A 21,575-nucleotide genomic window follows, 5' to 3' on the forward strand; every position below is an offset into this window, starting at 1 on the left:
TGAGCTCTACAAATAAAATTGAAAACGTGTGCGCTTTTTACTTTACAGCTATAATTTTTCTCCTGAGAAGACCGGCATTGGGAAGTACAACGGGGAGTTAGCAGTCTGGCTGGCGCGCCGTGGGCATAAGGTGGATGTCATCACTACGAATCCTTACTATCCTGAATGGAGGGTTCATCCCGACTACCAAGGCCAGCGATGGCGTACGGAACGAGATGGAAACCTCACCGTGTACCGCTGCCCCATGTATGTACCTAAAAATATTACGGGCAAAACCAGAATACTCAGCGACCTTTCCTTTATCTTTTTTTCGGCTTTTCTTTGGGTACGTCTCTTTTTTAGGCCCCGCTATGACGTAGTGATGGCCGTTTGTCCTTCCCTGTTTATTGGCTGGTACCCCTACCTGTACAGTTGTTTGCGACGCACGCGTTTCGTGTATCATTTTCAGGATTTACAGCTAGACGCCGCCATTCAGTTGGGGCTGTTGAAAAATACATTTTTGATCGCTCTGTTAAAAAAAGCGGAGCGATTTTTGCTAAGAAAAGCCTATAGGGTAGCGAGTATTAGCGAGGGGATGAAAGAGCAGCTGTTTTATAAAGGAGTGGCCGAAGAGCGCTACCTAATGTTGGAAAACTGGGTGGATACAAGTTTTATCAAACCTTTAGCGCGTCACGAAACAGAAATGCTCCGAAGAGAATGGGGGCTGGAAGCCGAAGATCGAGTGATTCTGTATTCGGGAAATATGGGTGAAAAGCAAGGACTGGAGGTTGTTTTGGAGGCGGCGGCCCGGCTTCAAATGCATAGCAATTGGAAGTTTATACTGTGTGGTGAAGGAGTAGCCAAACGGGCCCTCCTAGAAGCGACCCAAAAGGAAGGTCTTACCAATGTGTACTTCAAGACGCTGCTGCCTTACGAGCGGCTGGCCGAGCTGCTGGCCCTGGGGGACGTTCACCTGGTACCTCAGAAGCGGGCCGCGGCCGATCTGGTACTCCCTTCGAAATTAACGGGGATTCTAGCCGCCGGTGGGCTGGCGATTGTAGCTGCCGAAGAAGGTACGACGCTTTACCGCACCATCCACGACCACGCCCTGGCTCTGGTCGTGGAGCCGGAGAATGGGGAAGCGCTCAGCAATGCCATTAAAACGGCCTTGTCCGAAACCCAGGAAACGCGAAAAAGAAACGCACTAACCTACGCTCAAAAAAAGCTCGACAAAAATGAAATATTAGAAAATTTTGAGAAGTCTCTTTTGGCTACATTAACTTGAAACTTTAACTTAAGAGATTGTACTTCACACCTATGTAGCCTTTAATGGAATAATAAAGTTACTTTTTTGAGTATGAAGAAGTTCTTGACCCAGGGAGTGCCGTTATTGACCTTTTAGTAAATTTTGAATTAAATTAAGGTCAGTTTCAAACAACTATGTAGGCTTTTTACTTTATCTTGTGCCAACGTTACAGAATTAGCTCATCTTTTAAATAATTCAACTAGCTATAAGGATGCGGTATCGTTACTCAGAACTATTCCTGCCTTTTCAGCTTTTGGTTGACTCCTTACTGCTGAATATTGCTTTCTTTCTTGCCTACCTCATTCGATTCAGGACCCCCGAAGTACCGGCTCATGAGTACGTAACACTGGCGCTGGTTTTCAACTTGGTATGGCTGTTTTTATTGCTGATCCTTAAGCCCTACCGCTACTCTCGGGTTACGTTTAACGCAGATAATCTACTTACCAAGCTTACCGAAATCACCTTCTTGCACGCCAGTATCATCGCTTTGTTCTGGGTTATGGTGCAGGGGTACTACTATTCGCGCGGGCAGCTCCTGATGGCCTACTGCTTCTTTTACTTGCTGGGTATCATTTGGCGGTTCGGAGCGTTGGTCTTCCTGAAACTGTACCGGGCCAGAGGGTATAATACCCGTAAGTTTATTGTGGTCGGCTACGGGGATTTATCGCAGTCGGTAACGGCCTTTTATGAAAATCACCCCGAATTGGGATACGAATTTTGCGGGTACTTTGGCGAGCGTGAGGGCAATTCGCTAGCAGTAGGAACGCGAGGTAGCTACGAACAGCTAGAATCTTTTATTCAGCAGAATCATATTGACTTTGTATACTGCTGCCAACCTTACATAGAAAACAAAAGATTAAAATCCATCATTGAGCTATCGGAGCGAAATCACGTTCAGGTAAAGCTGGTGATGGATTTCCGGGGATTCTTGACCAACAAGGCTTCCATTGAATACCACGATTACCTGCCCGTTATTCAACTTTCTACCAAGCCTTTTTCGAACGTTCAGCAGGAGGTAGCCAAACGAATTTTTGACGTAACCTTTTCCTCACTGACGCTTCTAATTGGATTCCCCATTTTCCTGTTCATTGCTTTTTTGGTTAAGGTTACTTCTTCGGGCCCGGTACTTTTTGTGCAGGAACGCTCGGGGCGGTGGGGAAAGCCTTTTCGGATTTATAAGTTTAGGAGCATGTACAACAACGCCGATAAACTAGCCCAGCAGCATTCGCAGGGCGACGATGATCCTCGTATTACGCCGATCGGCCGTTTTTTACGCAAAACCCGTTTGGATGAAATCCCGCAGTTCTATAATGTTATTCGGGGTGATATGTCCATTGTAGGTCCGCGCCCATTGGTACGGTACGATGTCGATATGCTCATGCTGGCGGCCCCGAACGACTTCCGCAAAATTTTGACCGTGCGGCCGGGAATTACGTCCATCGGGCAAATCGAGGTGGGCTATGCCGATAATCCTACTACCTCCGTAAAACGCTTACAGTATGACTTGGCCTACCTGGAGAACCCCAGCCTTCAGACAGACCTCTGGCTGATTGCCCAGACGGTCCGGGTTATGGTGCAAGGAAAAGGAAGATAGCTATCGGCTGGCATAGCCGGGCCAGGGGAGTCAGGCTGCCATAGCCAAGCTACCATTCAACGACCATTCATTACATGACCCGATTTCTTTTTTTCAGGGCTGGCTGTATATTTCTACTTTTCTTCCAAAAGGGCCAAGCTCAGGAAATCAGATCGGACAGCGCTGCGTTGCCGGAGCTACTGTATTCTGTTTCCGCAGGAACCGTGCTGGCTACTACTTCCCAAACCCCTTTCTGGCTACGCACCAATCAGTTTGGCGTCGTGCCGCTCCATTCCCCTGCCGCCCTTCTGGGTGGAAAAATCCAGGCAAACTACCCCACCAAATTCGGGAGCTGGGGGTACGGCGTCGATGCCAATGCATTGCTGGGCCAACGACAGCAACTGGTTGTACCGGAAGCCTACGTAAAAATGCAGGCCTGGAAGATAGAGCTTTGGGGGGGGCGTCAAAGGCAACTAGTGGGATGGGTGGGCGATTCTACGCTAACCAGTGGCTCCTACATCGAATCGGGCAATGCGGTACCAATGCCCCGAGTTCAGATCGGCTTTCCAGAATACGTGCCTCTCTTTAAAGGGCTGATTTCGTTTAAAGGCTTTCTGGCCCACGGCTGGTTTGATGCCAACCCGGTGGTAAAGAATCATTACCTACACCAAAAAACGCTCTATGTTCGGATAGGGAAACCAACCTGGCCCGTAAGGCTATACGGAGGGGGGAACCATAACGTGCAGTGGGGCGGCAAAGTACTGATCCGAAACCAGTACACGGTACGTGACGAACTACCTCAGGACTGGATCGACTATTGGTATGTGATCACTGGTAAGCGTATTCCTACCTTTGGCTTTGTAGATCCCGACAAGTACGATGCCATTGACCGCGGAAACCGGATTGGCAACCACCTTGGCTCGCTGGATATAGGCATGGATATTCGGCTCCGCCAGGGTACCCTCCGCTTGTATAGGCAAAGCGTGTATGACGACGGCTCGCTCTTTTACCTGGCCAACATTGTAGATGGCCTTCACGGCCTGGCCTGGACTTCCCAGGCGGAAAAGCCGGGTTTCTTTGTAAAAAATATTTTGCTGGAATACCTCCACACCGTCAGCCAGGGCGGATCCAGTTTTTCTCTGGACGGTGGCCCACGGGGGCAGGACAACTACTTCAATCACGCCCAGTACTACGGCTGGGTATACAAAGGCAATACCATAGGTACCCCTTTTATTCCCCCTACGTCCCAGACTCAGGACGGGCTTCCCGACTCAGGTACCTTGAATTTCTCCAATAATACCCGCGTTAGGCTGTGGCACCTGGGTATTTCGGGGGGAATCTCCTGGATAAGCTACGTGCTAAAATTGTCTTATTCACAGAATCTGGGTACCTACGGTAGACCTTTCCCACCCCAAACCAACCAATTTTCGTCGTTGCTACGTCTCACTTTTCCGTTTAATACTTCCCGATTAGGATCTTTAGAAGGAAATATCAGCTTAGCCTCTGACGTTGGCAGTCTGTACAGGCCGTCAACCGCTATTCAATTGGGAATTAAAAAATCTGGATGGTTTACAAATAAATGATTAATCTTACATTTGGCTGAGTCATTCTAAGCATCTGGTAAGAGATATTCTGAACTACCCCATTAATGAATAAATGTGTTATCTTGCTGTGTTTCCTTTTATTTTCTGAAACGCCCTTCGTAAAGGCTCAGCCTGAATCCCATTCACCCCATCCTGATAGCCTGCGTTCCTGGGCCGAGCTCTCTACCTTCCTGGCTACCGATTCCTGGGTACCCTTCTGGCTTCATACCAACCAGTTTGGAATAGTTCCGAAACAGGGCTCGACTCTACAGGCTCGGGTAGGATGGGAACAACAATGGCGGATTTCCGGAAATGCGTCCTCTAAGCACAGCTGGACGGCCGGAGGTGGCTTAGAAGTAGTAGGGAATCTTAACCCTAATTCTCATCTATTGCTCCCCCAGGCGTACGGCTCGGTGCAGTATGGCCCTTGGGAACTGTATGTAGGGCGCCGAAAACAGTGGGTAGGACTTGCTGACTCGACGTTAAGTACGGGCTCCTATTCATGGTCGGGCAACGCTCTGCCCCTCCCGCGTGTTCAAGTTGGCGTAACTCGCTTCACCCCCGTACCTTTTACCCGTCAATGGGTGGCTTTCAAAGGCTTCTACGCCGACGGCTGGTTTGAAAACAACAGGCCGGTTACCAGCGAACTTAAGCTTCATCAAAAAGCCCTCTACATACGCTTAGGTAAGCCCACCGGGAAGCTGAAACTATACGGAGGATTAAACCATCAGGTACAATGGGGGGGCAGATCGCCCTACCTAACCGACGGAAATGAGCAAATGCCAAAAGGATTGAATAACTACGTTCGCGTGATTACAGCTGCACTATCCAGAGGGCGGCTGGATAGCACCGCCAGTGACTTCGACCAGGAAAACCGGGTGGGTAACCACCTGGGTTCGGTGGACTTAGCCATTGAAATAGATGGCTATGATGCCAACTGGTTTTTGTACCGTCAAAGCTTGTATGAAGACGGATCTCTTTATTACTTAACCAATATCGCTGATGGCCTGAATGGCCTTCGAATCAGGCGTAAGAATAATTTTGGAGCAGCCTTTTCAATCCGGGAAATTGTCTTTGAAGGCCTCTACACCAAAAGCCAGGGTGGTGCCGACTTTATTATTACTAAGGATAAAAAACGCGGACGGGACAACTACTTCAATAACGCTCAGGTGCGCGACGGCTGGTCGTACCTTGACCGTGGCATTGGTACCCCCTTTATCCCTCCTACTTCCGATACCCGCTGGCGCTGGCCCAACTACGGCGATGCCTTTACGAGCAATAACCGCGTGTGGGTATTTCATTTGGGGGTGAGGGGTACTTTGCTACAAAAAATAGAATGGAGTACCAAGCTTTCCTATTCCAGCAACGGAGGTACATATGATCTAGCTTTTGACCCTCCTGAGGTATATCAATTCTCCGGCATCCTGAACCTGCAATCCAAAGTCAACTGGCTGGGTGGCGGCGCGACGGTATTCGGCTCCCTGGCCGCCGACGTCGGCGATTTGTATCCGGTCTCTTATGGGGTACGGCTGGGGCTGCGCAAAGACGGGCTGCTGGGACAGTAAAGTACCCCCCGGCAAGTACTTTACGCGGGAAATCCTACTTAAAGCTCAGCCCGGATGCGAGCGGCGGTATCGGCCAGTTCGTCCGCAGAGAGCTTGAGTTTCTTTGAAAAATCCATGTCGGCCATGCTGTTGAGCGGAATCAGATGCACGTGGGCGTGGGGTACTTCCAGGCCAATGACGCTGACGCCGATCCGCTGGCAGGGCACGGCCCGCTGAAGAGCCGGGGCCAGCTGCCGCGCAAACTGCATCAGACCGGTGTACAGTGCTTCGTCCATGTCAAAGAGGTAGTCGATTTCCTGCTTGGGGATTACCAGCGTGTGGCCCGGCGCGACGGGAAATACGTCCAGAAAAGCCAGGTACTGGTCGGTCTCGGCAATTTTATGGGCGGGGATCTCGCCCGCTACAATCTTGGAGAATAGGGAAGCCATGCGTGAAAAGGTGGATTAAAGTAAAAAATGCTGACGCCCCAAAGGTACGCAGGCCCGCTATAATCGGAAAGCAAAGTACCCCTTTTCGCAGCCCGTCTACCCGGTACTGCTCTGGTATTCATTTCCGCTTCTCCCCTCTCATAAAATAAATCTTTTCTTCCTTCGTATGGTGAAGTATAGTACCTTCGCTGCTTTATGAAGTATTCACTAGTACCAAACTTGTTTTAACCAAAACCTATGAAATCAATTACCTGGAGCGTAGCTCTGCTGCTCACCCTGGCGTTGGCCGCTTTTGTACAGCCCGATTCGGAAATCAATAAAAAAGGCAAATGGGTGAAGCTCTTTGACGGCAAAACGTTGAACGGCTGGAAGAAATGGAAGGGCGGCGAGATCACCAAATGGAAGGTGGAAGACGGCGCGATGGTCCTGGCCGAAAAGGGCGGTGGCGACCTGCTGACCGAAGGCCAGTACGGTGATTTTGAGCTGGAACTGGAATGGAAGATCAGCGAGGGCGGCAACAGCGGCGTGATGTACCACGTGCAGGAAGGCCAAAAGTACTGCTGCCCCTACTCTACCGGACCGGAGATTCAGGTCCTCGACGACGCCAAGCACCCGGATTCCTTCAAGGGTGCCGACGGAAACCACAAGGCCGGCTCGCTCTATGACCTGCTGCCGCCCAACGACCTCACCGTGGTAAAACCCGCCGGACAGTGGAACAAAATGCGGCTGGTGATCAAGAAAGGAAAAGGCGAAAGCTGGCTCAATGGCAAGAAGGTGGTTGACTTCCCCACCAAAGGCCCCGAATGGGACGCCATGGTGGCCAAGAGTAAATTCAAAGGCTGGGATGGCTTCGCGGCCTTCGACAAAGGCCACATTGCCCTGCAAGACCACGGCGACAAAGTGTGGTTCCGCAACATCCGCATCCGCGAGCTATAATTTTAGCAGAGGGCTTGGGGCAGAGGATAGTTTCTAGTTTACTGATAAAGTACCCCTCGCGAGCCGCTCCTCCCACCCATTAAGTACCTCAAAGTACCTTTTTTAGGAGGTACTTTGAGGTACTTTTTTTTTCTAAAATACCACACCCCATGCCCCCAACCCTATGCCCCCTGCCCAGCCTGCCCCCGCCAGTACTCCCGGCTGTATACGCGCCGGAAGGGCCAGTGCTTTTGCCGGAGCAAGAGGGGCAGGTAGGCGTGGGGCTCCTTGGGCGAGGTACTTTGGTGGTAGAGGTCGTCGTCGGTCAGGATGAGGCCTTCGTAAGTACTTTCGGACCGGACGGTGAGGTCGGCGAAGGGTAGTTCCTGGTGGTAATCGGGGTGCTGGCTAGCCAGGCGGGCCTTCAGCAGCCAGTCGGTGCGGTAGGTACGGGTAGCAGCGGGCTGGGCACGGTACCGCCCTTCCGACACGTCCAGGGCGTACTGCAGGTAGGCTTTAAGTACCTTGGGGCCTTCGTTGGCGGTGTGGTCGGTTTGGAGCTGGGCGGGCCACAGGCTCGTGACCACATAGATCCGCTCGCGGGCGCGGGTCACGGCCACGTTGAGGCGGTTTTCGCCCCCGGCGGTATTCAGGGTTCCAAACTGCATCACCAGCCGTCCCTGGGCATCCGGCGCGTAGCCTATTGAGAAAATAATGACGTCGCGCTCGTCGCCCTGCACGTTTTCGATGTTTTTTACAAAAAGATCCGGCGCCGTCGTGGAGGTACCTTCCAGGAGCTCCTGGATCAACTGCTGCTGGGGAAAGTTGAACGTCACCACGCCCACGCTCAGCGCCTGGGTACTTAGCTCCCGTACCAGCTCCACCACCCGCTCGGCCTCCGCCCGGTTGGTATTTTGCTCCCAAAGGCCCGCCACGTGAAGGTACCTGATGCCCGGCTCGGCGTCGTTGACGTGCCGGAAGTCGGGCAGCAGGCGGAGGGTACTTTTGTAAAAATGGTGGTTGGAAAAATCAATCAGATCCAGCGAGCGGCTGCGGTAGTGGCCCGTGAGCTGAAAAGGTTCCAGCGACTGCGCCGCCAGGCCCAGCAGCGAGTCTACCTCCAGCGCCACGGTACTTTCTTCCTCAGGTACCTCCTCAAACCGCACCCGGTACAGATCGCTCGGGGGTAGTTGTTTGCTGTCGCCGGTAATCACCACCTGCCGGGCCCGGTAGGCCGCGGGCAGGCCGTACTCGGCGTAGCACTGCGAGGCTTCGTCGAAAATCACCAGGTCAAAAAGCCCCGGCTCCATCGGGAACAGCGCCGACACCGCTTCGGGCGAGGCCATCCAGCAAGGTACCAGCCGAAATACCTCTTCGGCGTGCTCGTGCAGCAGCTTCCGTACGGGCCAAATCTTGCGCTTTTTCGTAACCTGGTGCAGTACTTCGCGGTAAGTAACGCGGTGGCCGAGGCGGTTGGTCTCTACGTTTTGGTACATGGCCTCGCGGAGCTTCATGAGCGCAATATCCCGGCTCAGGGCCTGCTTCCGCCCGATGCTCGTTTGCAAGGCTTCCTCCCACTGCTGCATCCGGAGCGACGATACCGCCCGTAATACGGGGTACTTTTCTTCAATATGCTCAATCCAGGCCAGCCGCAGGCTGTTGTCAAAAAGCCTAAGTACGTCTTCTGCCAGCGGATTTTCCGGTAAGGTACCTGCGTCCAGCAGTTGTCGGATCACGGCTTGCTCGGTAGCATTCATCTGTTCCCAGAGCCGGTCCATTTCTACCAGTGAATCAAACTCTTCGCGCAGGGCGTCGTGCAGTCGGGCCGCGTAGGCATCCGGCTCGGCAAAGAGTTGGTGCAGCTGCTCGGGCAGCAGGTAGGTACTTAAAGTACCCAGCGGCTCCTCCCAGGCGTCGAGCCAGCGCAGCAGTGCCGTGAGTTTTTCTTTCAATTCCGCCAAACCTGTAGCCCCTAGCGCCAAGGTACCCCATACCGCGCGCCAGGGTGCCCAGTCGGCCCGCAGGGCGGCGTCGGCGGCTTTTTCGCTGGTTTGGAAAAAGTGCAGGTACCTCTCGGCAAAATCGGCCGTGGCATCCAAGTACCCCGGCTCAAAGCCCAACAGTGGGTTTTGCAGCCAGCTTTCCAGCTCCAGCCGGTTGCGGAGTTTTACGTCGAGGCGTTGCAGGTCGGGCAGCTGGGTACTTAGGCGGTTTCGGTGGGCAGTTTGCTTCACGGCCGCGCTATTTTCTCCGAACAAATCCCACCATTTGCCGGTAGCCCAGGCGGCTTTGGCGTCGAGGGCTTTGGCCAGCCAGCCCCGAAAAGTACCCAGCTCCGAAGCCGCCAAGGTACCTTCCAACCCGCCTTCGGCCAGGTTTCCGGCCAGGGCCTCGCCTACCTGCCGCACAAACGCCAGCCGCTCGGCGGCCTGCGTCGGGGCCGACAGGTACTTTTGAAAAAGCCGGAAGGTACTTTCGTCGGTCAGCAAAGCCAGCAGATCCGTCAGGCGCTCGCGGCTCTCGGGGCGGTTGGCCGTGAGTGGAGCGTCAAAGGGTACTTGGGTGGTGGTTTCAAATTGCTCTTTTTGGCTTTTTATCAACGCAGGCCAGGCGGTAAGTACCTGCCCTAGCGTGCGCAGGTCGGCCAGACTGTAGGCCGCAAAGCTGCGGCGCGCTTGCCAGGGGTGCGCCGCCGTGAGCCGCAGGGCGTACGACGCGTAGGTACCCAGCCGCTGCCTAAAGTCGTGCCCCTCGCGCAGCGGAAAGGCCCGGTAGGTACCTTGCAGGTCCAGGTGCGGCTGGCTGGGGTTGCTGGTGAGGTAGAGCTCCTTCACCGACAGCCCGCAGTCCGTTTCGTCGAAGAGCGCCCGGCGGAAGTCGTCCAGCTCGGCCACGAGGCGGTCGATCTGCCGACTTTCCTGCGTAAACTCCCGCTCCAGCACCACGGCGTCCAGGCTGTAATTTTGCTGCCGGTAGGCATCAACCTGCTCCACCTGCGTGGCCAGCTGCCGGTAGAGCCCGGCGCGGTCGTTCTGAAAATCGTGGATCAAGGCCGCAAATGGTCCCAGTCCCAGCGTTTGCAGGCGTTGATACACCACGTCCAGGGCGGCGCGTTTTTGGCACACCAAAAGTACCCTCTTGCCCTGCGCGGCCATGTCGGCCATGAGGTTGCAGATCAGCTGCGACTTACCCGTACCCGGCGGCCCCTGCACCACCACCGACGCCCCCTGCTTCACGGCCCGGATCACGCCCTCCTGCGACACATCGGCCGGGAAGGGCGTCAGGATGTGCTCTTCGCGAAGTACCCCCGGCGGGGCCACAGGTACCTGGGAAGGTACTTCTAAGGTACCTGCTTCGGCCCCTTCCGACGGGAGCAGCGGCAGGGCCAACGTACCCGCTTCGGCGGCTTCGAGCAGGTGGTTGTAGTCGGGCACGAGGTAGGAGCCCGCCTGCGGGAAAATCCCCAGCACGGCCTCGGGGTAGAGCTTCAGTTCGCCGGTGCGCTCCGTCACCTGCAAAATACCACTCGAAAGTACCTCGAAGGCTTGCAGTTTATCTTCGAATAAAGCCTGGTTGAAGTTGAGCCGGAAGGGCGTTTCTTTCAGCCATTCGTACAGGTAGGTCCGGAACTCCAGGGCGTCGGTGGGGGCTTCGTCGAAGGTTTTTTCCAGGATTTCGTCCGGAATAGTTGTCTCGTTGAAGTAGGCGTAGGCCAGGCCAAAACTGCGGTTGAGGGCCACGCTGGTGTCGTCACGAACGAAGAGGCACCACTGCTCGCGGTCTTGCCGGAGCGTGACGGGAAAGAACAGCAACGGAGCCCGGATCACCGAGCCGTCGGCCAGCATCCCCCGCACCAGCGGGTACCCTACGTACAAGTCGCGCGAGCCGCGCTCTTCTTCGATGAAGCGCTCGGTACGGGCGATTTTTCGCAACCGGCGGCTCAGCTCGTTGACGCGGTCGAAGCGCGGGTCCTGGACGTCGCAGAGCGGCAGGCGCGCCTTGCGCTGAATCAGCTGCCGAAGTACCTCAAACGACGACTTCCCCAGCAGGAAATCCGTTTCGTGCAGGTCCAGAAACTGCTCGGCGGGCAGCCGCGTCAGCAGCAGGGACTTGTTGCGGCTGCTCAGGTTGGTGAGCCGCTTGAGGTACGTCTTCAGGATCCGATTCATCGGTAACTAAGAAGATGTTTGCGTTATAATATGAGGTTCAAAAAGAAGGCTTTTGGTTTCAGGCAAGATCTTAAAACCGGAGTGTAGCAGCGCTACATGAGGATTTTAAGACCGCCGCATGAGGCCAAAAGCAACTTTTTGAGACCATAGCATGAATCAAACAGCTTCTAAACGCCGTCCTCGGGCTCCTTATTAGTAATCAGCGGCTCCACCTCCTTGTTTTTTTCGGGAAAAATCAACGAAGCCAGAATACTCACCGCCAAAATCCCCAGAATGACGTACAGTGAATAAACGGTCTTGAAGCCGACATCCTCAAGATAAGAGTGCGCCAGCATTTTTCCGCCAATAAATACCAGCAACACACCCAGGCCGTACTTCAGGAAGCGGAACAGCCCCATGACGTTGCTCAGGAAAAAGAACATGGACCGTAACCCCATGATGGCGAAGATGTTGGAAAAGAAAACGACGTACGGATCTTTGGTGACAGAAAAAACCGCCGGTACCGAATCGACGGCAAAGATCAAATCCGTAAACTCGATGATGAGCACCACCACAAAGAGCGGCGTGACCATGCGCTTGCCCTTTTTGACGATGAAAAAATGCTCCCGGACGTAGCGCGGGTACACCGGCAGGTACTTGGACGCAAAGCGAACCACCGGGTGCTTGGCGGGTTCGATTTTCTCGTCTTCCTCGCCCTGGAAGAAGATTTTCCCACCCTGGTACACCAGCAGCAGCCCGAACAGGTAGATGATCCACTCGAAGCGCTGGATGAGGGCCGAGCCAGCAAAGATGAAGACGAAGCGCATCAGGATGGCTCCCAGTACGCCCCAGAAAAGTACCTTCTTGAAGTACTTCTCGCGCACGGAGAAAGAGCTGAATATCAAGATAATCACGAAGATATTATCCACCGAAAGTGCATATTCGAGCAAGTACCCGGTGATGAACTCCAGCGACATGTTGCGCCGGTAGATGTCGAGACTCTCGGCAAAATTGCCCGGAATGAGCCGCAGGTGCGGGGCGTATTTGTTCTTGACGGCCTCCAGGTCGGCGTAGTTTTCGATGCCGTGGATGAGGTCGCCGTGGGTGTTGATGATGACGTAAAAAACCAGCGCCAGGGCGATCCAGGCGACGGTCCAGGCGGCGGCTTCGCCGAATTTTACGACGTGGTCTTTACGACTGAAAACCCCCAGATCGAGCATGAGCATGAAGCCGATGGCGACCAGGAAGCCGACGAAAAATAGTACTTCGTTTGAAAACATGAACGGGAGAAAAGTTCTTTATTGAATAATATGTAAACGCTAATCTGCACTGCTAAACGAGCACAAAGTTCTCATTTTACACGTACGGAAAAAATAAAATATGTCGGAAGGAGAATATTCTGTTTGAGGGGGTACTTTACCGCCGCTTGACCCAAGGTACCCAGGCGACCCGGCCCAGGTACCTACACCAGCCGAAGCAGGGCCGTCTCGGCGGTAAGCCCCGGCCCAAAGGCACTGGCAAACAGCCAGGTACCTGGCCGCGACCGGTTTTGCTCCCAGAGCTTTTTCAAGACAAAAAGAATCGTCACCGACGACATGTTGCCGTAGTCGCGAAGTACCTCGTAGGCGGCGGCGTTGGCCTCCGGCGACAGCCCAAGTACCTCTTCGACGACCTCCAGAATGCGCCGCCCGCCGGGATGGATGGCGTACAGGCCCACGTCTTCGCGCCGGAGGCCTTTTAGTGCCACGAGGCGGTCCAGCACGGCGGGCAGGCCGGTACGCAAAATGGTCGGCACGCGGGAGGTGAGTTTCATCTCAAACCCAAAGTCACTGATGTGCCAGGCCATGTCGTCCCGGCCTTCGGGCAGCAGCTCGCAGGCAAAGGCCGCCACTTCCAGCGCCGCCGAGCGCGAAGTACCCTCCAGCAACACGGCCGCCGCGCCGTCGGCAAAGAGGGCGTTAGCCAGCAGGTGATCTTCCTCGTTTTTTTTCTGAAAATGCAGGGTACACAGCTCCGTACACACCATAAGTACTTTGGCGGCGGGATTGGCCTGCACCAGCGCGGTAGCGGCCTTAAGGCCGTTGAAAGCCCCGTAGCAGCCCATAAAGTTGATGGCCAGCCGGTGCGTGGAGGTAGGGAGTCCCAGCCGCTGGATGAGCTCGATGTCGGGGCCAGGCGCGTACATGCCCGTGCAGCTCACCGTGATGAGGTGCGTGATGTCCGACAGCGGCAGGGTACTTTGGCGCAAGCAATCCCGAATGGCGGCCTCGGCCAGGGGCACGGCTAGTTGCTGGTATTGCTGCATCCGCTGGCGCACGGTTGGGAAAGGCTCCAGATCGGGCGTGTTGGGATAAAACGTATAGTGGCCCGGCTCCGCGCCGTAGTCGGGCAGGACGGAGTGGCGCTGCCGGATGCGGGTACTTCGGTACAGCGCCCGCAGGCGTCGATCCCCGTCGGCGTCCAGTTGTAGCGCTCGGCTCATAAACTCAGCAATGCGCATTTGATCCAATGAATGGGCCGGAACCGCCGTGCCCACGGAAGTGATGTAGGCCGGGTGCTGAGTAGTTTCGCTCACGCGCTTCGGGTAGTTAGGATGAAAAGTCGTTACTTTGGTACTTTACGTTGAAAAGCCACTAAAATACAGTGCCAATAAAACCGTATGTACGGTGAGTTGTTTTTTATGGATGCTTCTAAACACGCACATCCCATGCTTTTATTCCGATTTGTCGGCGGCCTGCTCGTCGTCCTAAGCCTCCTGACCAGGCCCCTGTGCGGGCAGTCGCTGGAGGCCTTCGAGAAGCGCGAGTACTCACACGCCAACGGGCAAACGCTCCCCTACCGCATTCTGTACCCAGCCAACTACGACCGCTCCCAAAAGTACCCCCTCGTTTTGCTTTTGCACGGCGGCGGCGAGCGCGGCACCGACAACGAGAAGCAGCTCGCACACGGTGCCAAACTTTTTGTGGCGCAGCAAGCCGACTTTCCGGCCATCGTGGTAGCGCCCCAGTGCCCGCCGGAGAGCTACTGGTCGTCGGTGAAGATTGACCGAAGTACCGCCCCCATCACGCTGGACTTCGACTACGCCGCCCGGCCCATGACCTGGCCGCTGGAGGCCGCCCTGGCGCTGGTAAAGGAATTGAGCAAAAAAGAAGCGGTGGATAAAAACCGCCTCTACATCACCGGCCTTTCGATGGGCGGCATGGGTACTTTTGAGGCTATTTCGCGCCAGCCCAAGCTGTTTGCGGCGGCCGCGCCCATCTGCGGCGGCGGCGACACCACCTACTGCGACCGCTACGTCCAGCGCCTGCCGTTCTGGATCTTTCACGGCGACGCCGACCAGGTGGTGGGCGTAGCAGAGTCGCGCCGCATGTACCGTACCTTGCAGCAAAAAAAGGCCCGCGTGAAGTACACCGAGTACCCCGGCGTGAACCACAACAGCTGGGACAACGCCTTCGCCGAGCCGGAGTACCTGCCGTGGCTTTTCGGCCAGTCTAAAAAGAAAAAGCGCTAGCCCATGCTCCGAAGCGTCCTGCTGCACCTGCGAATTCCGTTTTCGCTCTTTTTGCTGCCCGTCTACCTTTTTGCGCTGAGCCAGGCTCCCCAGCCCAACGCCGCCAAAGCCTGGTGGGTATTCTGGCTGATCCACCTCTTGCTGTACCCGGCTAGCAACGCCTACAACAGCTACTACGACAAGGACGAAGGCAGCATCGGCCTGCTCGAAACCCCGCCCCCCGTGAGCCGCGAGCTGCTCTACACCGCCTGGGCGCTGGACATTGCCGCCGTGGCGCTGGCCCTGTGGCTGGGCCTGGGGGGTACTTTTGTGGCTTATCTGATTATTTACGGCACCATTTCCAAAGCCTACAGCCACCCGGCCATTCGGCTCAAAAAGTACCCCATCCTGAGCTGGCTGGTGGTGGGCTTTTTTCAGGGCGCTTTTACGTACCTGGCCACGGTGGAGGCCGTCAGCGAAGTACCCCTGGCGGAGCTATTCCGGGCCAAGTACCTGGTACCCGCGCTCATTTGCACCTCCAACCTCTGGGCTGTGTACCCGCTCACGCAGATCTACCAGCACGACGAAGACGCCCGCCGCGGCGACCTCACCTTTAGCCGCCTGGCGGGTATTCAGGGTACTTTCCTGAACGCCGCCGTATTTTTCAGCCTTTCGTTCGGGGGCTTTTTGTACTACTTTCTTACCTACGGCTCGGCGAGCAGCCTGATCCCCCTGCTGCTGTGCATGGGCCCCGTGCTGGGGTACTTTGGGTACTGGTGGGTGCTAACTACTCGCGACGCCCGCCAGGCCAATTTCCGCCACACCATGCGCATGAACCTCCTGGCGGGCCTGGGGCTCAACTTTTTTTTCGGAATTCTCTGTCTGGACTTCTTCTGATTCCCAATTATTTACTTTCAGAGGCACCTTTTTTCAAAAAATAATTTAGGCGTAACACTTGCGCTCAATCCTGGCAAAGCATACCTTTGCCCCATCATTACACGATAATGATACACGCAGAAGTAGCTCAGCTGGTAGAGCGCAACCTTGCCAAGGTTGAGGTCGCGAGTTCGAACCTCGTCTTCTGCTCCACAAAGGCAAGCACCGGAAACGGTGCTTTTCTTTTGGATAAGGGGTGGGTACTTTCCCGCCCGCTGCCAGGCTGCCGGGGTGGTGGAATTGGTAGACACGCAGGACTTAAAATCCTGTGAGCCGAAACGCTCGTACGGGTTCGACCCCCGTCCCCGGTACTGATTATGAAGGAGCTGTGATTTAAATCGCAGCTCCTTTTTTTTGGTACAATATCTTATTGCTGCAATTAAAATAATACCCCTTTCGAAGAAGATCTGCAATAATTTTTTAATGAAGAATATATATTTAGAAAGTGCATCGACTTTTTAACATATTCTAAAATACCCCGTTGACACTTGACACGTTTCAGGTTACATTTGTGTTATGATTATAAATTATCGGCACAAAGGCTTGGAATTATATGCTACCAAGGGCGACCGCTCCAAGTTACAGCAGAAGCATGTTGAACGTATTAAGTTGATTTTGACACGCCTTAATGCCGCAACATCGGTGCAGATGATGAACTAGCCCAGCTATAACTTTCACCCATTATCAGGCGATCGGCAGGGTTTTTATGCGGTCAAGGTGTCTGTAATTATCGCATTATTTTCCGCTTTGAAGGCGAAAATGCTTATGATGTGGATCAGGGCTTTCTTATAAAAATTGGCAAGGATTAGTAAGTCATACCTTTGTGGTTACCAGACTACAAAATCATGACTACTGCTCCTTGCCAAGGTAAAGCTACCTCTTTTTTTCAATTGCTTCAAAACACCCGTGCCCTTGACAGGCGAGACAACCGGGGTAAAATTCACGATATGGCCTTCGTACTCACAGGCTTGACTCTGGCTCTATGCTGCGGCAAAGACGGTAACCTTTCCCGTTTGCATGGCTCCGGCCACCCGGCGTCACATGGTCAATCGTTTCGACGCACTTTGCTCAGCCACCCAGACTTGGCCGGAGAGTGCGATTTCACGCGCCCAACTGCCGCTGCTGTTGGCTAAGGTCGACGGCGAGGTCTTCGCGCAGGTGCTCTACGCCTGGTTCGGCCTGATTCTTAGCGAGGAGGCCAAGCGCTGGTTCACTTTCGACGGCAAGGAGCTCAGGGGCAGCATTCAGTCGGGCCACCAGCGGGGTGAGGCGTGCGTCTCGGCCCAAGCACACGACTCGGGGCAGATTGTGGGCCAAACCTATTTCAACGGCACCAAGGAAAGCGAGCGGCCAGCCGTGCTTCGACTGCTGAATGACAGCGGGTTGTGCAGTCAGAAGATCACCCTGGATGCCCTTCACCTGACGCCGAAGGCAACCAAAGCCATTGATGGCTCGAAGGGCGTATACCTGATCGGCCTCAAGTCAAACCAAGCACACCTGTACAGGTACTGCCTATGCAAATGCCTGACGAGCAAGGCAGCCTATGAGCGAATCGACGAGCCGCAACGCGGCCACGGACGCATTGACCAGCGTAGCTACGCCTGCCACAGTCTACCAGCCAACGCGTTGGCCGCCCGCTGGCGCAAGGTCGGCATGGGAACCTGCGTCGCCGTTACCCGTACTCGTAATAGTCTAGAAGGTAAACCCATAAGCCAGCAGACGCAGTACTACGTCAGCAACGCCCGTCCTGCTGATCAGAAAGAGGCTGAGGAGCTCTTCGACGCCATCCGCCGACATTGGCTCCTCGAAGTGACGCACCACTACCGGGACGTGACTCTGGCCGAGGATGACCTGAAAACTAAGAGCCAGCCTGTCAGTAAGATAATGAGCAGTTTGAGGACACTGACAGTCAACTTATTGAAGCGAATGAAGCCGAAGAACATGGCCGCTCAAATCGATAAATTTGCCGATAATTTCAATGCACTAATTCAATTTATGACCCAACAAGTGGTTTTATAAGAAAACCCTGTGATGTGGATTATACAGACTATCACTAAGAAAAGACGAAAAAATCATGGCATTATTTGACCCCGCTCATCCCGGCGCACTCATTCGTGAGACACTCGAAGGCATCTTTGAAGAAACAGGCAAAAAATTAACTGTTGCGGAAGTAGCTGAAGGTTTAGGTACTACTCGCAAAACTTTATCTGCCATTATCAATGGTAAACAGAGCGTCACGCCCGAAATGGCTATCCGCCTGGGTGCGGCATTTCCCAACACCTCTGCGGAATTTTGGCTGACGGTACAGGAAAACTATGACTTGGCAAAGGCTAGGCAAAAAGTAGACATAAGCCGCGTAACCGTATTTTGGCAGCCTGTAGGTTTTTCTTCCCAACCTGCTTAATGTAACTCGTTGGATCGAGTACATCCCTTGCTCGATGCAGTCGGGCATCTTGCCCTAAGGATATAGGCATTTAAAAAGGATGAGTATTAAAAGCGCATTCTCCCTTTAACTATATTTTGGATTTATCATACTTTACCCTATGTGTGGGTATGTTATTTCTTCTAAAACTCATTTCAACATTAGAATATAGGATTCGGCAGAAAATTTACTACGCATATTCCTTCAAAAGTTAATTTTGATGATCACGAGTCTAAAATAATATACCAATTTAATTTTCAACCGATAGTAAACAGTTAAGCCACTAAATTTCTTGATTGTCGCAAATTCAATTATAGTAGATTTGAGAGTGATTAGCCTATAAGCCAGGCAACTTCCTCAGCATTTTGTACAAAAAAAACCTCCAAGTGAACGAATCGGCTTGGAGGAAAAATTTTTTGTAGTGAGGTTGCCGTAGCTACATGAGTTCATTCAAAGAGAACCCTGAAATGAAGAATCCGCAGACTCTTAGTTACGTCCTTGTAACTTACCACTTCATTGTACTCTTTTATGCCCTCAGTCGTTATCTTAAGTTACTTAGAGAGCTTATTTATATCATACATTAAGTACGATCTAGCTCTTTACATAACTATTGAAACTTGTCCTCCGCAAGAATTGCAATATTAAGAAATAAATCTTAGATTTACAATTTCATTTTTTATGGGTAATATATATCTTACTACAAGGTTAGACTATTCTGGCCAATGTCTTACTGAGGTTCCTTCAGAGGTTTTTAAATTCAAAAATCTCAGGAAGCTAAATTTGAGTAATAATAATATTGAATTATTACCAACTGAGCTTTCTAAGCTAAGTAATTTAATATTACTCGATGTATCTCATAATAAAATCTCAGATTTACGTTCAAAATTTTTTGAACTTCAAAAGCTTAAAACTCTAATCATCAGCAAAAATAAAATAAAAAAAATACCAAAACAGATTGGCAGGTTATCAAAACTTGAAAAGCTTTTCTGCTCTGGCAACTTGATTGAAAATTTACCAATAGAAATCGCATTATTGAATAAATTACGGATTTTAAATTTATCTAATAATCCAATAGAGTCTTTCCCTGACCCAATTCTAGGTCTTTCAAACTTGGACACTCTATACATAAATAACTTGAAGCTAAAATCAATACCTATTCAGCAAATTGGTCAAGATCTTCAAAGACTAAAAAGAATTTATTGCTTTAACGCTAGTTTTGAAGCTGACGCTCAGTATGAAAAATATTTTGAATTACTTCAAAGAGAAAAGGGCAATTCTTATAGGTTATTTAAATTATTATCTTCTATGAAAGTTGAGCAAACACCAATAGCAGTTATCAAAAATGATACTGAGAAAAAAGACAATATATTTATATACTATAGCCATAATGAAGAAAAATATAAAAATGAAATAGTTTCTTCTATAGAGGGAATACGGCAAACAGGGCTAGACATTTCTTATTGGGTAGATGACAAGTTGCATTCGGGGGACGATTTCCTTGTGACCATTAAAGAAAAATTGAATAAGGCCAGTATTGCAATTATTATTGTATCAAGGAGCTTTATGGCCTCTGAATTTATTCAAAAAATAGAATTACCTGCTCTATTAGATGCCGCGGCAGAAAAAGGAACAAGATTTTTAATAGTTGTTGCTCAAAAGTGTCATTTCGAAGATACTCCTTTGGGAAAGTATCAAACTGTAAAGCCAAATACTCCTGACAACCCTCTTAATTCAATGACTGATCCTGAGCAAGATTTAGTTTATTACAATTTAATTAAGGATATTAAAAGGAAAATATCAGAAGAATAGCCTAGTATAGCTTTGTTGCACGGCTACTAGTTAGTCAGGACAACTATATTAATTGGGTTTAAAAATTATACTTATAACAAGTTAAATTTATACTTGATTAACACTTATAAGTCATTGAAAGACATGTCAAGAAAGTGGATTAAGATTATAATCAACTTTTATAGAACCATGCAACAAATCGGCTTATATTGTCATTTTACAAAATAGCACCTCATGCATTCCTTAGCAGGTGAGGTTCCCATCGCCAGGTACCTTCCCCCACAAAAAATCCCCCTCTTGAGGCTAGTATACCGCTTTGGTAAAGATCTTTGTATCCTCGTAGGCCCAAAACCCGAAAAGCGGTAGATGACAAGCATGAAAAAAAAGGAAGAGATTGAGCTGATTGGTGTCAAAGAAATTGCCCGCCGGGCCAAGGTGTCCATCGGGACGGTAGACCGGGTACTGCACAACCGAAAAGGGGTATCCGAGGAGACGAAAGAAAAAATCAATCAGATCATTCGGGAGCTCAACTACCAGCCCAACCTGCTGGCCAAGCGCCTGGCCTCCCGCAAAACCTTCCGGCTGGCGACGCTCATTCCGCAGGGCTCCGACGAAACGAGCTTTTGGGACGCGCCCCTGCAGGGCATTGAACAGGCCGCTGCGGAGATTAGTCAGCTCGGCATCATCGTGGATAAGTACTTCTACGACCAGAACTCCATCGACTCCTTTGTGGCGCAAACTGAGGTGATACTGGCTAGTAAGCCCGACGGCATTTTGCTGGCGCCCTCCTTCATGGAGGAGTCGGTACGTTTTACAAGTACCTGCAAAAAACTAAAAATCCCCTACGTGCTCATCGACTCGGACCTGCCCAACCAGGACAGCCTGAGCTACATTGGCCCCAACCTCTACCACAGCGGGTACCTGAGCGCTCACCTGATCAGCTACCTTACCCGACCCGAGGAGAAGGTACTTATTGTGAATATTTCCAAAGAGATCGACGACCACCACCACCTCCTGAAAAAGGAGGAGGGTTTTCGGGCCTACTTCAAAGACCGTCGGGCGGCCGATACGATCCTGAAGGTGGACATTACCCAAACCGATCCGCTATCCGTTGAAAAGTACCTGGCGGCCCAATTTGAAAAGCACGACGACATCAGGGTCGTTTTTGTTACCAACTCGCGGGTGTCCATCGTGGCCCAGTTCCTGGCCAAAGCTAACCGAAAGGCACTGCTGATTGGCTACGACTTTCTGCAAGAAAACCTCGACTACCTTGACAAAGGCCAGATTGATTTTTTGATTTGCCAAAAACCGATGGAGCAGGCCTACAAGGGCGTCATGGCGCTGTACCAGCACCTGGCTTTTTCGGCCCCCGTAGAGAAAATCTGCTTCATGCCCATCGACATCATCACCAAAGAGAACTACAGCTTCTACAAAAACTAGCG

General features: G+C 52.2%; 15 protein-coding genes and 2 tRNA genes. 13 read left to right on the forward strand and 4 right to left on the reverse strand.

Annotated elements, in window-relative coordinates; all coding sequences use genetic code 11:
- Positions 1 to 28 precede the first annotated feature (28 nt).
- The 4 genes from HNQ92_RS11665 to HNQ92_RS11680 all read left to right on the forward strand — a co-directional run bounded on the left by HNQ92_RS11665 (position 29) and on the right by HNQ92_RS11680 (position 6,006).
- Complete coding sequence (locus HNQ92_RS11665; RefSeq protein WP_184174198.1) at positions 29 to 1,264, forward strand: WcaI family glycosyltransferase; 1,236 nt, start codon at positions 29 to 31, stop codon at positions 1,262 to 1,264.
- A 232-nt stretch (positions 1,265 to 1,496) separates the two neighbouring features.
- Positions 1,497 to 2,879: a sugar transferase gene (locus HNQ92_RS11670; RefSeq protein WP_184174199.1), complete on the forward strand. Its 1,383-nt coding sequence runs from the start codon at positions 1,497 to 1,499 to the stop codon at positions 2,877 to 2,879.
- A 74-nt stretch (positions 2,880 to 2,953) separates the two neighbouring features.
- Complete coding sequence (locus HNQ92_RS11675) at positions 2,954 to 4,441, forward strand: capsule assembly Wzi family protein (RefSeq protein ID WP_184174200.1); 1,488 nt, start codon at positions 2,954 to 2,956, stop codon at positions 4,439 to 4,441.
- Between the two features lie 65 nt (positions 4,442 to 4,506).
- Entirely contained in the window at positions 4,507 to 6,006 is a 1,500-nt protein-coding gene (locus HNQ92_RS11680; protein WP_184174201.1) for a capsule assembly Wzi family protein, read from the forward strand.
- Positions 6,007 to 6,044: 38 nt separating this feature from the next.
- Here HNQ92_RS11680 and HNQ92_RS11685 read toward each other — a convergent pair whose 3' ends face one another.
- On the reverse strand, positions 6,045 to 6,434 hold the full coding sequence (locus HNQ92_RS11685) for an HIT family protein (protein WP_184174202.1): 390 nt from the start codon (positions 6,432 to 6,434) through the stop codon (positions 6,045 to 6,047).
- 237 nt (positions 6,435 to 6,671) lie between these two features.
- Here HNQ92_RS11685 and HNQ92_RS11690 point away from each other — a divergent pair, with 237 nt between their 5' ends.
- Positions 6,672 to 7,370 carry a 3-keto-disaccharide hydrolase gene (locus tag HNQ92_RS11690; protein ID WP_184174203.1) on the forward strand — a complete coding sequence of 233 codons (699 nt, stop codon included), beginning with the start codon at positions 6,672 to 6,674 and terminating at the stop codon, positions 7,368 to 7,370.
- Between the two features lie 161 nt (positions 7,371 to 7,531).
- Here HNQ92_RS11690 and HNQ92_RS11695 read toward each other — a convergent pair whose 3' ends face one another.
- From HNQ92_RS11695 to HNQ92_RS11705, 3 genes are all read right to left on the reverse strand, one after another.
- Entirely contained in the window at positions 7,532 to 11,518 is a 3,987-nt protein-coding gene (locus HNQ92_RS11695; protein WP_184174204.1) for an AAA domain-containing protein, read from the reverse strand.
- A 167-nt stretch (positions 11,519 to 11,685) separates the two neighbouring features.
- Positions 11,686 to 12,777 (reverse strand): TerC/Alx family metal homeostasis membrane protein, encoded by a 1,092-nt coding sequence (locus tag HNQ92_RS11700; protein ID WP_184174205.1) that lies wholly within the window; start codon positions 12,775 to 12,777, stop codon positions 11,686 to 11,688.
- Between the two features lie 182 nt (positions 12,778 to 12,959).
- Positions 12,960 to 14,072 carry a type III polyketide synthase gene (locus tag HNQ92_RS11705; protein ID WP_343062990.1) on the reverse strand — a complete coding sequence of 371 codons (1,113 nt, stop codon included), beginning with the start codon at positions 14,070 to 14,072 and terminating at the stop codon, positions 12,960 to 12,962.
- A gap of 132 nt (positions 14,073 to 14,204) precedes the next feature.
- Here HNQ92_RS11705 and HNQ92_RS11710 point away from each other — a divergent pair, with 132 nt between their 5' ends.
- The 8 genes from HNQ92_RS11710 (at position 14,205) to HNQ92_RS11745 (ending at position 21,573) form a co-directional block, all read left to right on the forward strand.
- Positions 14,205 to 15,008 carry a carboxylesterase family protein gene (locus HNQ92_RS11710; protein ID WP_184174206.1) on the forward strand — a complete coding sequence of 268 codons (804 nt, stop codon included), beginning with the start codon at positions 14,205 to 14,207 and terminating at the stop codon, positions 15,006 to 15,008.
- A 3-nt stretch (positions 15,009 to 15,011) separates the two neighbouring features.
- A complete protein-coding gene (locus HNQ92_RS11715) occupies positions 15,012 to 15,884 on the forward strand; it encodes a UbiA family prenyltransferase (protein WP_184174207.1) in 873 nt (290 codons plus the stop codon).
- Positions 15,885 to 16,000: 116 nt separating this feature from the next.
- Positions 16,001 to 16,076: transfer RNA gene (locus HNQ92_RS11720), tRNA-Gly, on the forward strand.
- 72 nt (positions 16,077 to 16,148) lie between these two features.
- Positions 16,149 to 16,234 (forward strand) — tRNA-Leu (locus tag HNQ92_RS11725).
- A gap of 730 nt (positions 16,235 to 16,964) precedes the next feature.
- Positions 16,965 to 17,942: an ISAs1 family transposase gene (locus tag HNQ92_RS11730; protein WP_184174208.1), complete on the forward strand. Its 978-nt coding sequence runs from the start codon at positions 16,965 to 16,967 to the stop codon at positions 17,940 to 17,942.
- A gap of 55 nt (positions 17,943 to 17,997) precedes the next feature.
- On the forward strand, positions 17,998 to 18,327 hold the full coding sequence (locus HNQ92_RS11735; protein ID WP_184174209.1) for a HigA family addiction module antitoxin: 330 nt from the start codon (positions 17,998 to 18,000) through the stop codon (positions 18,325 to 18,327).
- 696 nt (positions 18,328 to 19,023) lie between these two features.
- A complete protein-coding gene (locus HNQ92_RS11740; protein WP_281380735.1) occupies positions 19,024 to 20,154 on the forward strand; it encodes a leucine-rich repeat domain-containing protein in 1,131 nt (376 codons plus the stop codon).
- A 354-nt stretch (positions 20,155 to 20,508) separates the two neighbouring features.
- On the forward strand, positions 20,509 to 21,573 hold the full coding sequence (locus HNQ92_RS11745) for a LacI family DNA-binding transcriptional regulator (RefSeq protein WP_184174211.1): 1,065 nt from the start codon (positions 20,509 to 20,511) through the stop codon (positions 21,571 to 21,573).
- The last annotated feature ends 2 nt before the right edge of the window (positions 21,574 to 21,575 follow it).

Source organism: Rhabdobacter roseus (assembly GCF_014202275.1).
Classification (GTDB): Bacteria; Bacteroidota; Bacteroidia; order Cytophagales; family Spirosomataceae; genus Rhabdobacter; species Rhabdobacter roseus.

What these genes read in the sequence shown, in the direction of transcription:
- HNQ92_RS11670 (WP_184174199.1), top strand. Translation starts at nt 1,497, where the DNA reads ATGCGGTATCGTTACTCAGAACTATTCCTGCCTTTTCAGCTTTTGGTT.
- HNQ92_RS11675 (WP_184174200.1), top strand. Translation starts at nt 2,954, where the DNA reads ATGACCCGATTTCTTTTTTTCAGGGCTGGCTGTATATTTCTACTTTTC.
- HNQ92_RS11680 (WP_184174201.1), top strand. Translation starts at nt 4,507, where the DNA reads ATGAATAAATGTGTTATCTTGCTGTGTTTCCTTTTATTTTCTGAAACG.
- HNQ92_RS11685 (WP_184174202.1), bottom strand. Translation starts at nt 6,434, where the DNA reads ATGGCTTCCCTATTCTCCAAGATTGTAGCGGGCGAGATCCCCGCCCAT.
- HNQ92_RS11690 (WP_184174203.1), top strand. Translation starts at nt 6,672, where the DNA reads ATGAAATCAATTACCTGGAGCGTAGCTCTGCTGCTCACCCTGGCGTTG.
- HNQ92_RS11695 (WP_184174204.1), bottom strand. Translation starts at nt 11,518, where the DNA reads ATGAATCGGATCCTGAAGACGTACCTCAAGCGGCTCACCAACCTGAGC.
- HNQ92_RS11700 (WP_184174205.1), bottom strand. Translation starts at nt 12,777, where the DNA reads ATGTTTTCAAACGAAGTACTATTTTTCGTCGGCTTCCTGGTCGCCATC.
- HNQ92_RS11710 (WP_184174206.1), top strand. Translation starts at nt 14,205, where the DNA reads ATGCTTTTATTCCGATTTGTCGGCGGCCTGCTCGTCGTCCTAAGCCTC.
- HNQ92_RS11715 (WP_184174207.1), top strand. Translation starts at nt 15,012, where the DNA reads ATGCTCCGAAGCGTCCTGCTGCACCTGCGAATTCCGTTTTCGCTCTTT.
- HNQ92_RS11730 (WP_184174208.1), top strand. Translation starts at nt 16,965, where the DNA reads ATGGTCAATCGTTTCGACGCACTTTGCTCAGCCACCCAGACTTGGCCG.
- HNQ92_RS11735 (WP_184174209.1), top strand. Translation starts at nt 17,998, where the DNA reads ATGGCATTATTTGACCCCGCTCATCCCGGCGCACTCATTCGTGAGACA.
- HNQ92_RS11740 (WP_281380735.1), top strand. Translation starts at nt 19,024, where the DNA reads ATGGGTAATATATATCTTACTACAAGGTTAGACTATTCTGGCCAATGT.
- HNQ92_RS11745 (WP_184174211.1), top strand. Translation starts at nt 20,509, where the DNA reads ATGAAAAAAAAGGAAGAGATTGAGCTGATTGGTGTCAAAGAAATTGCC.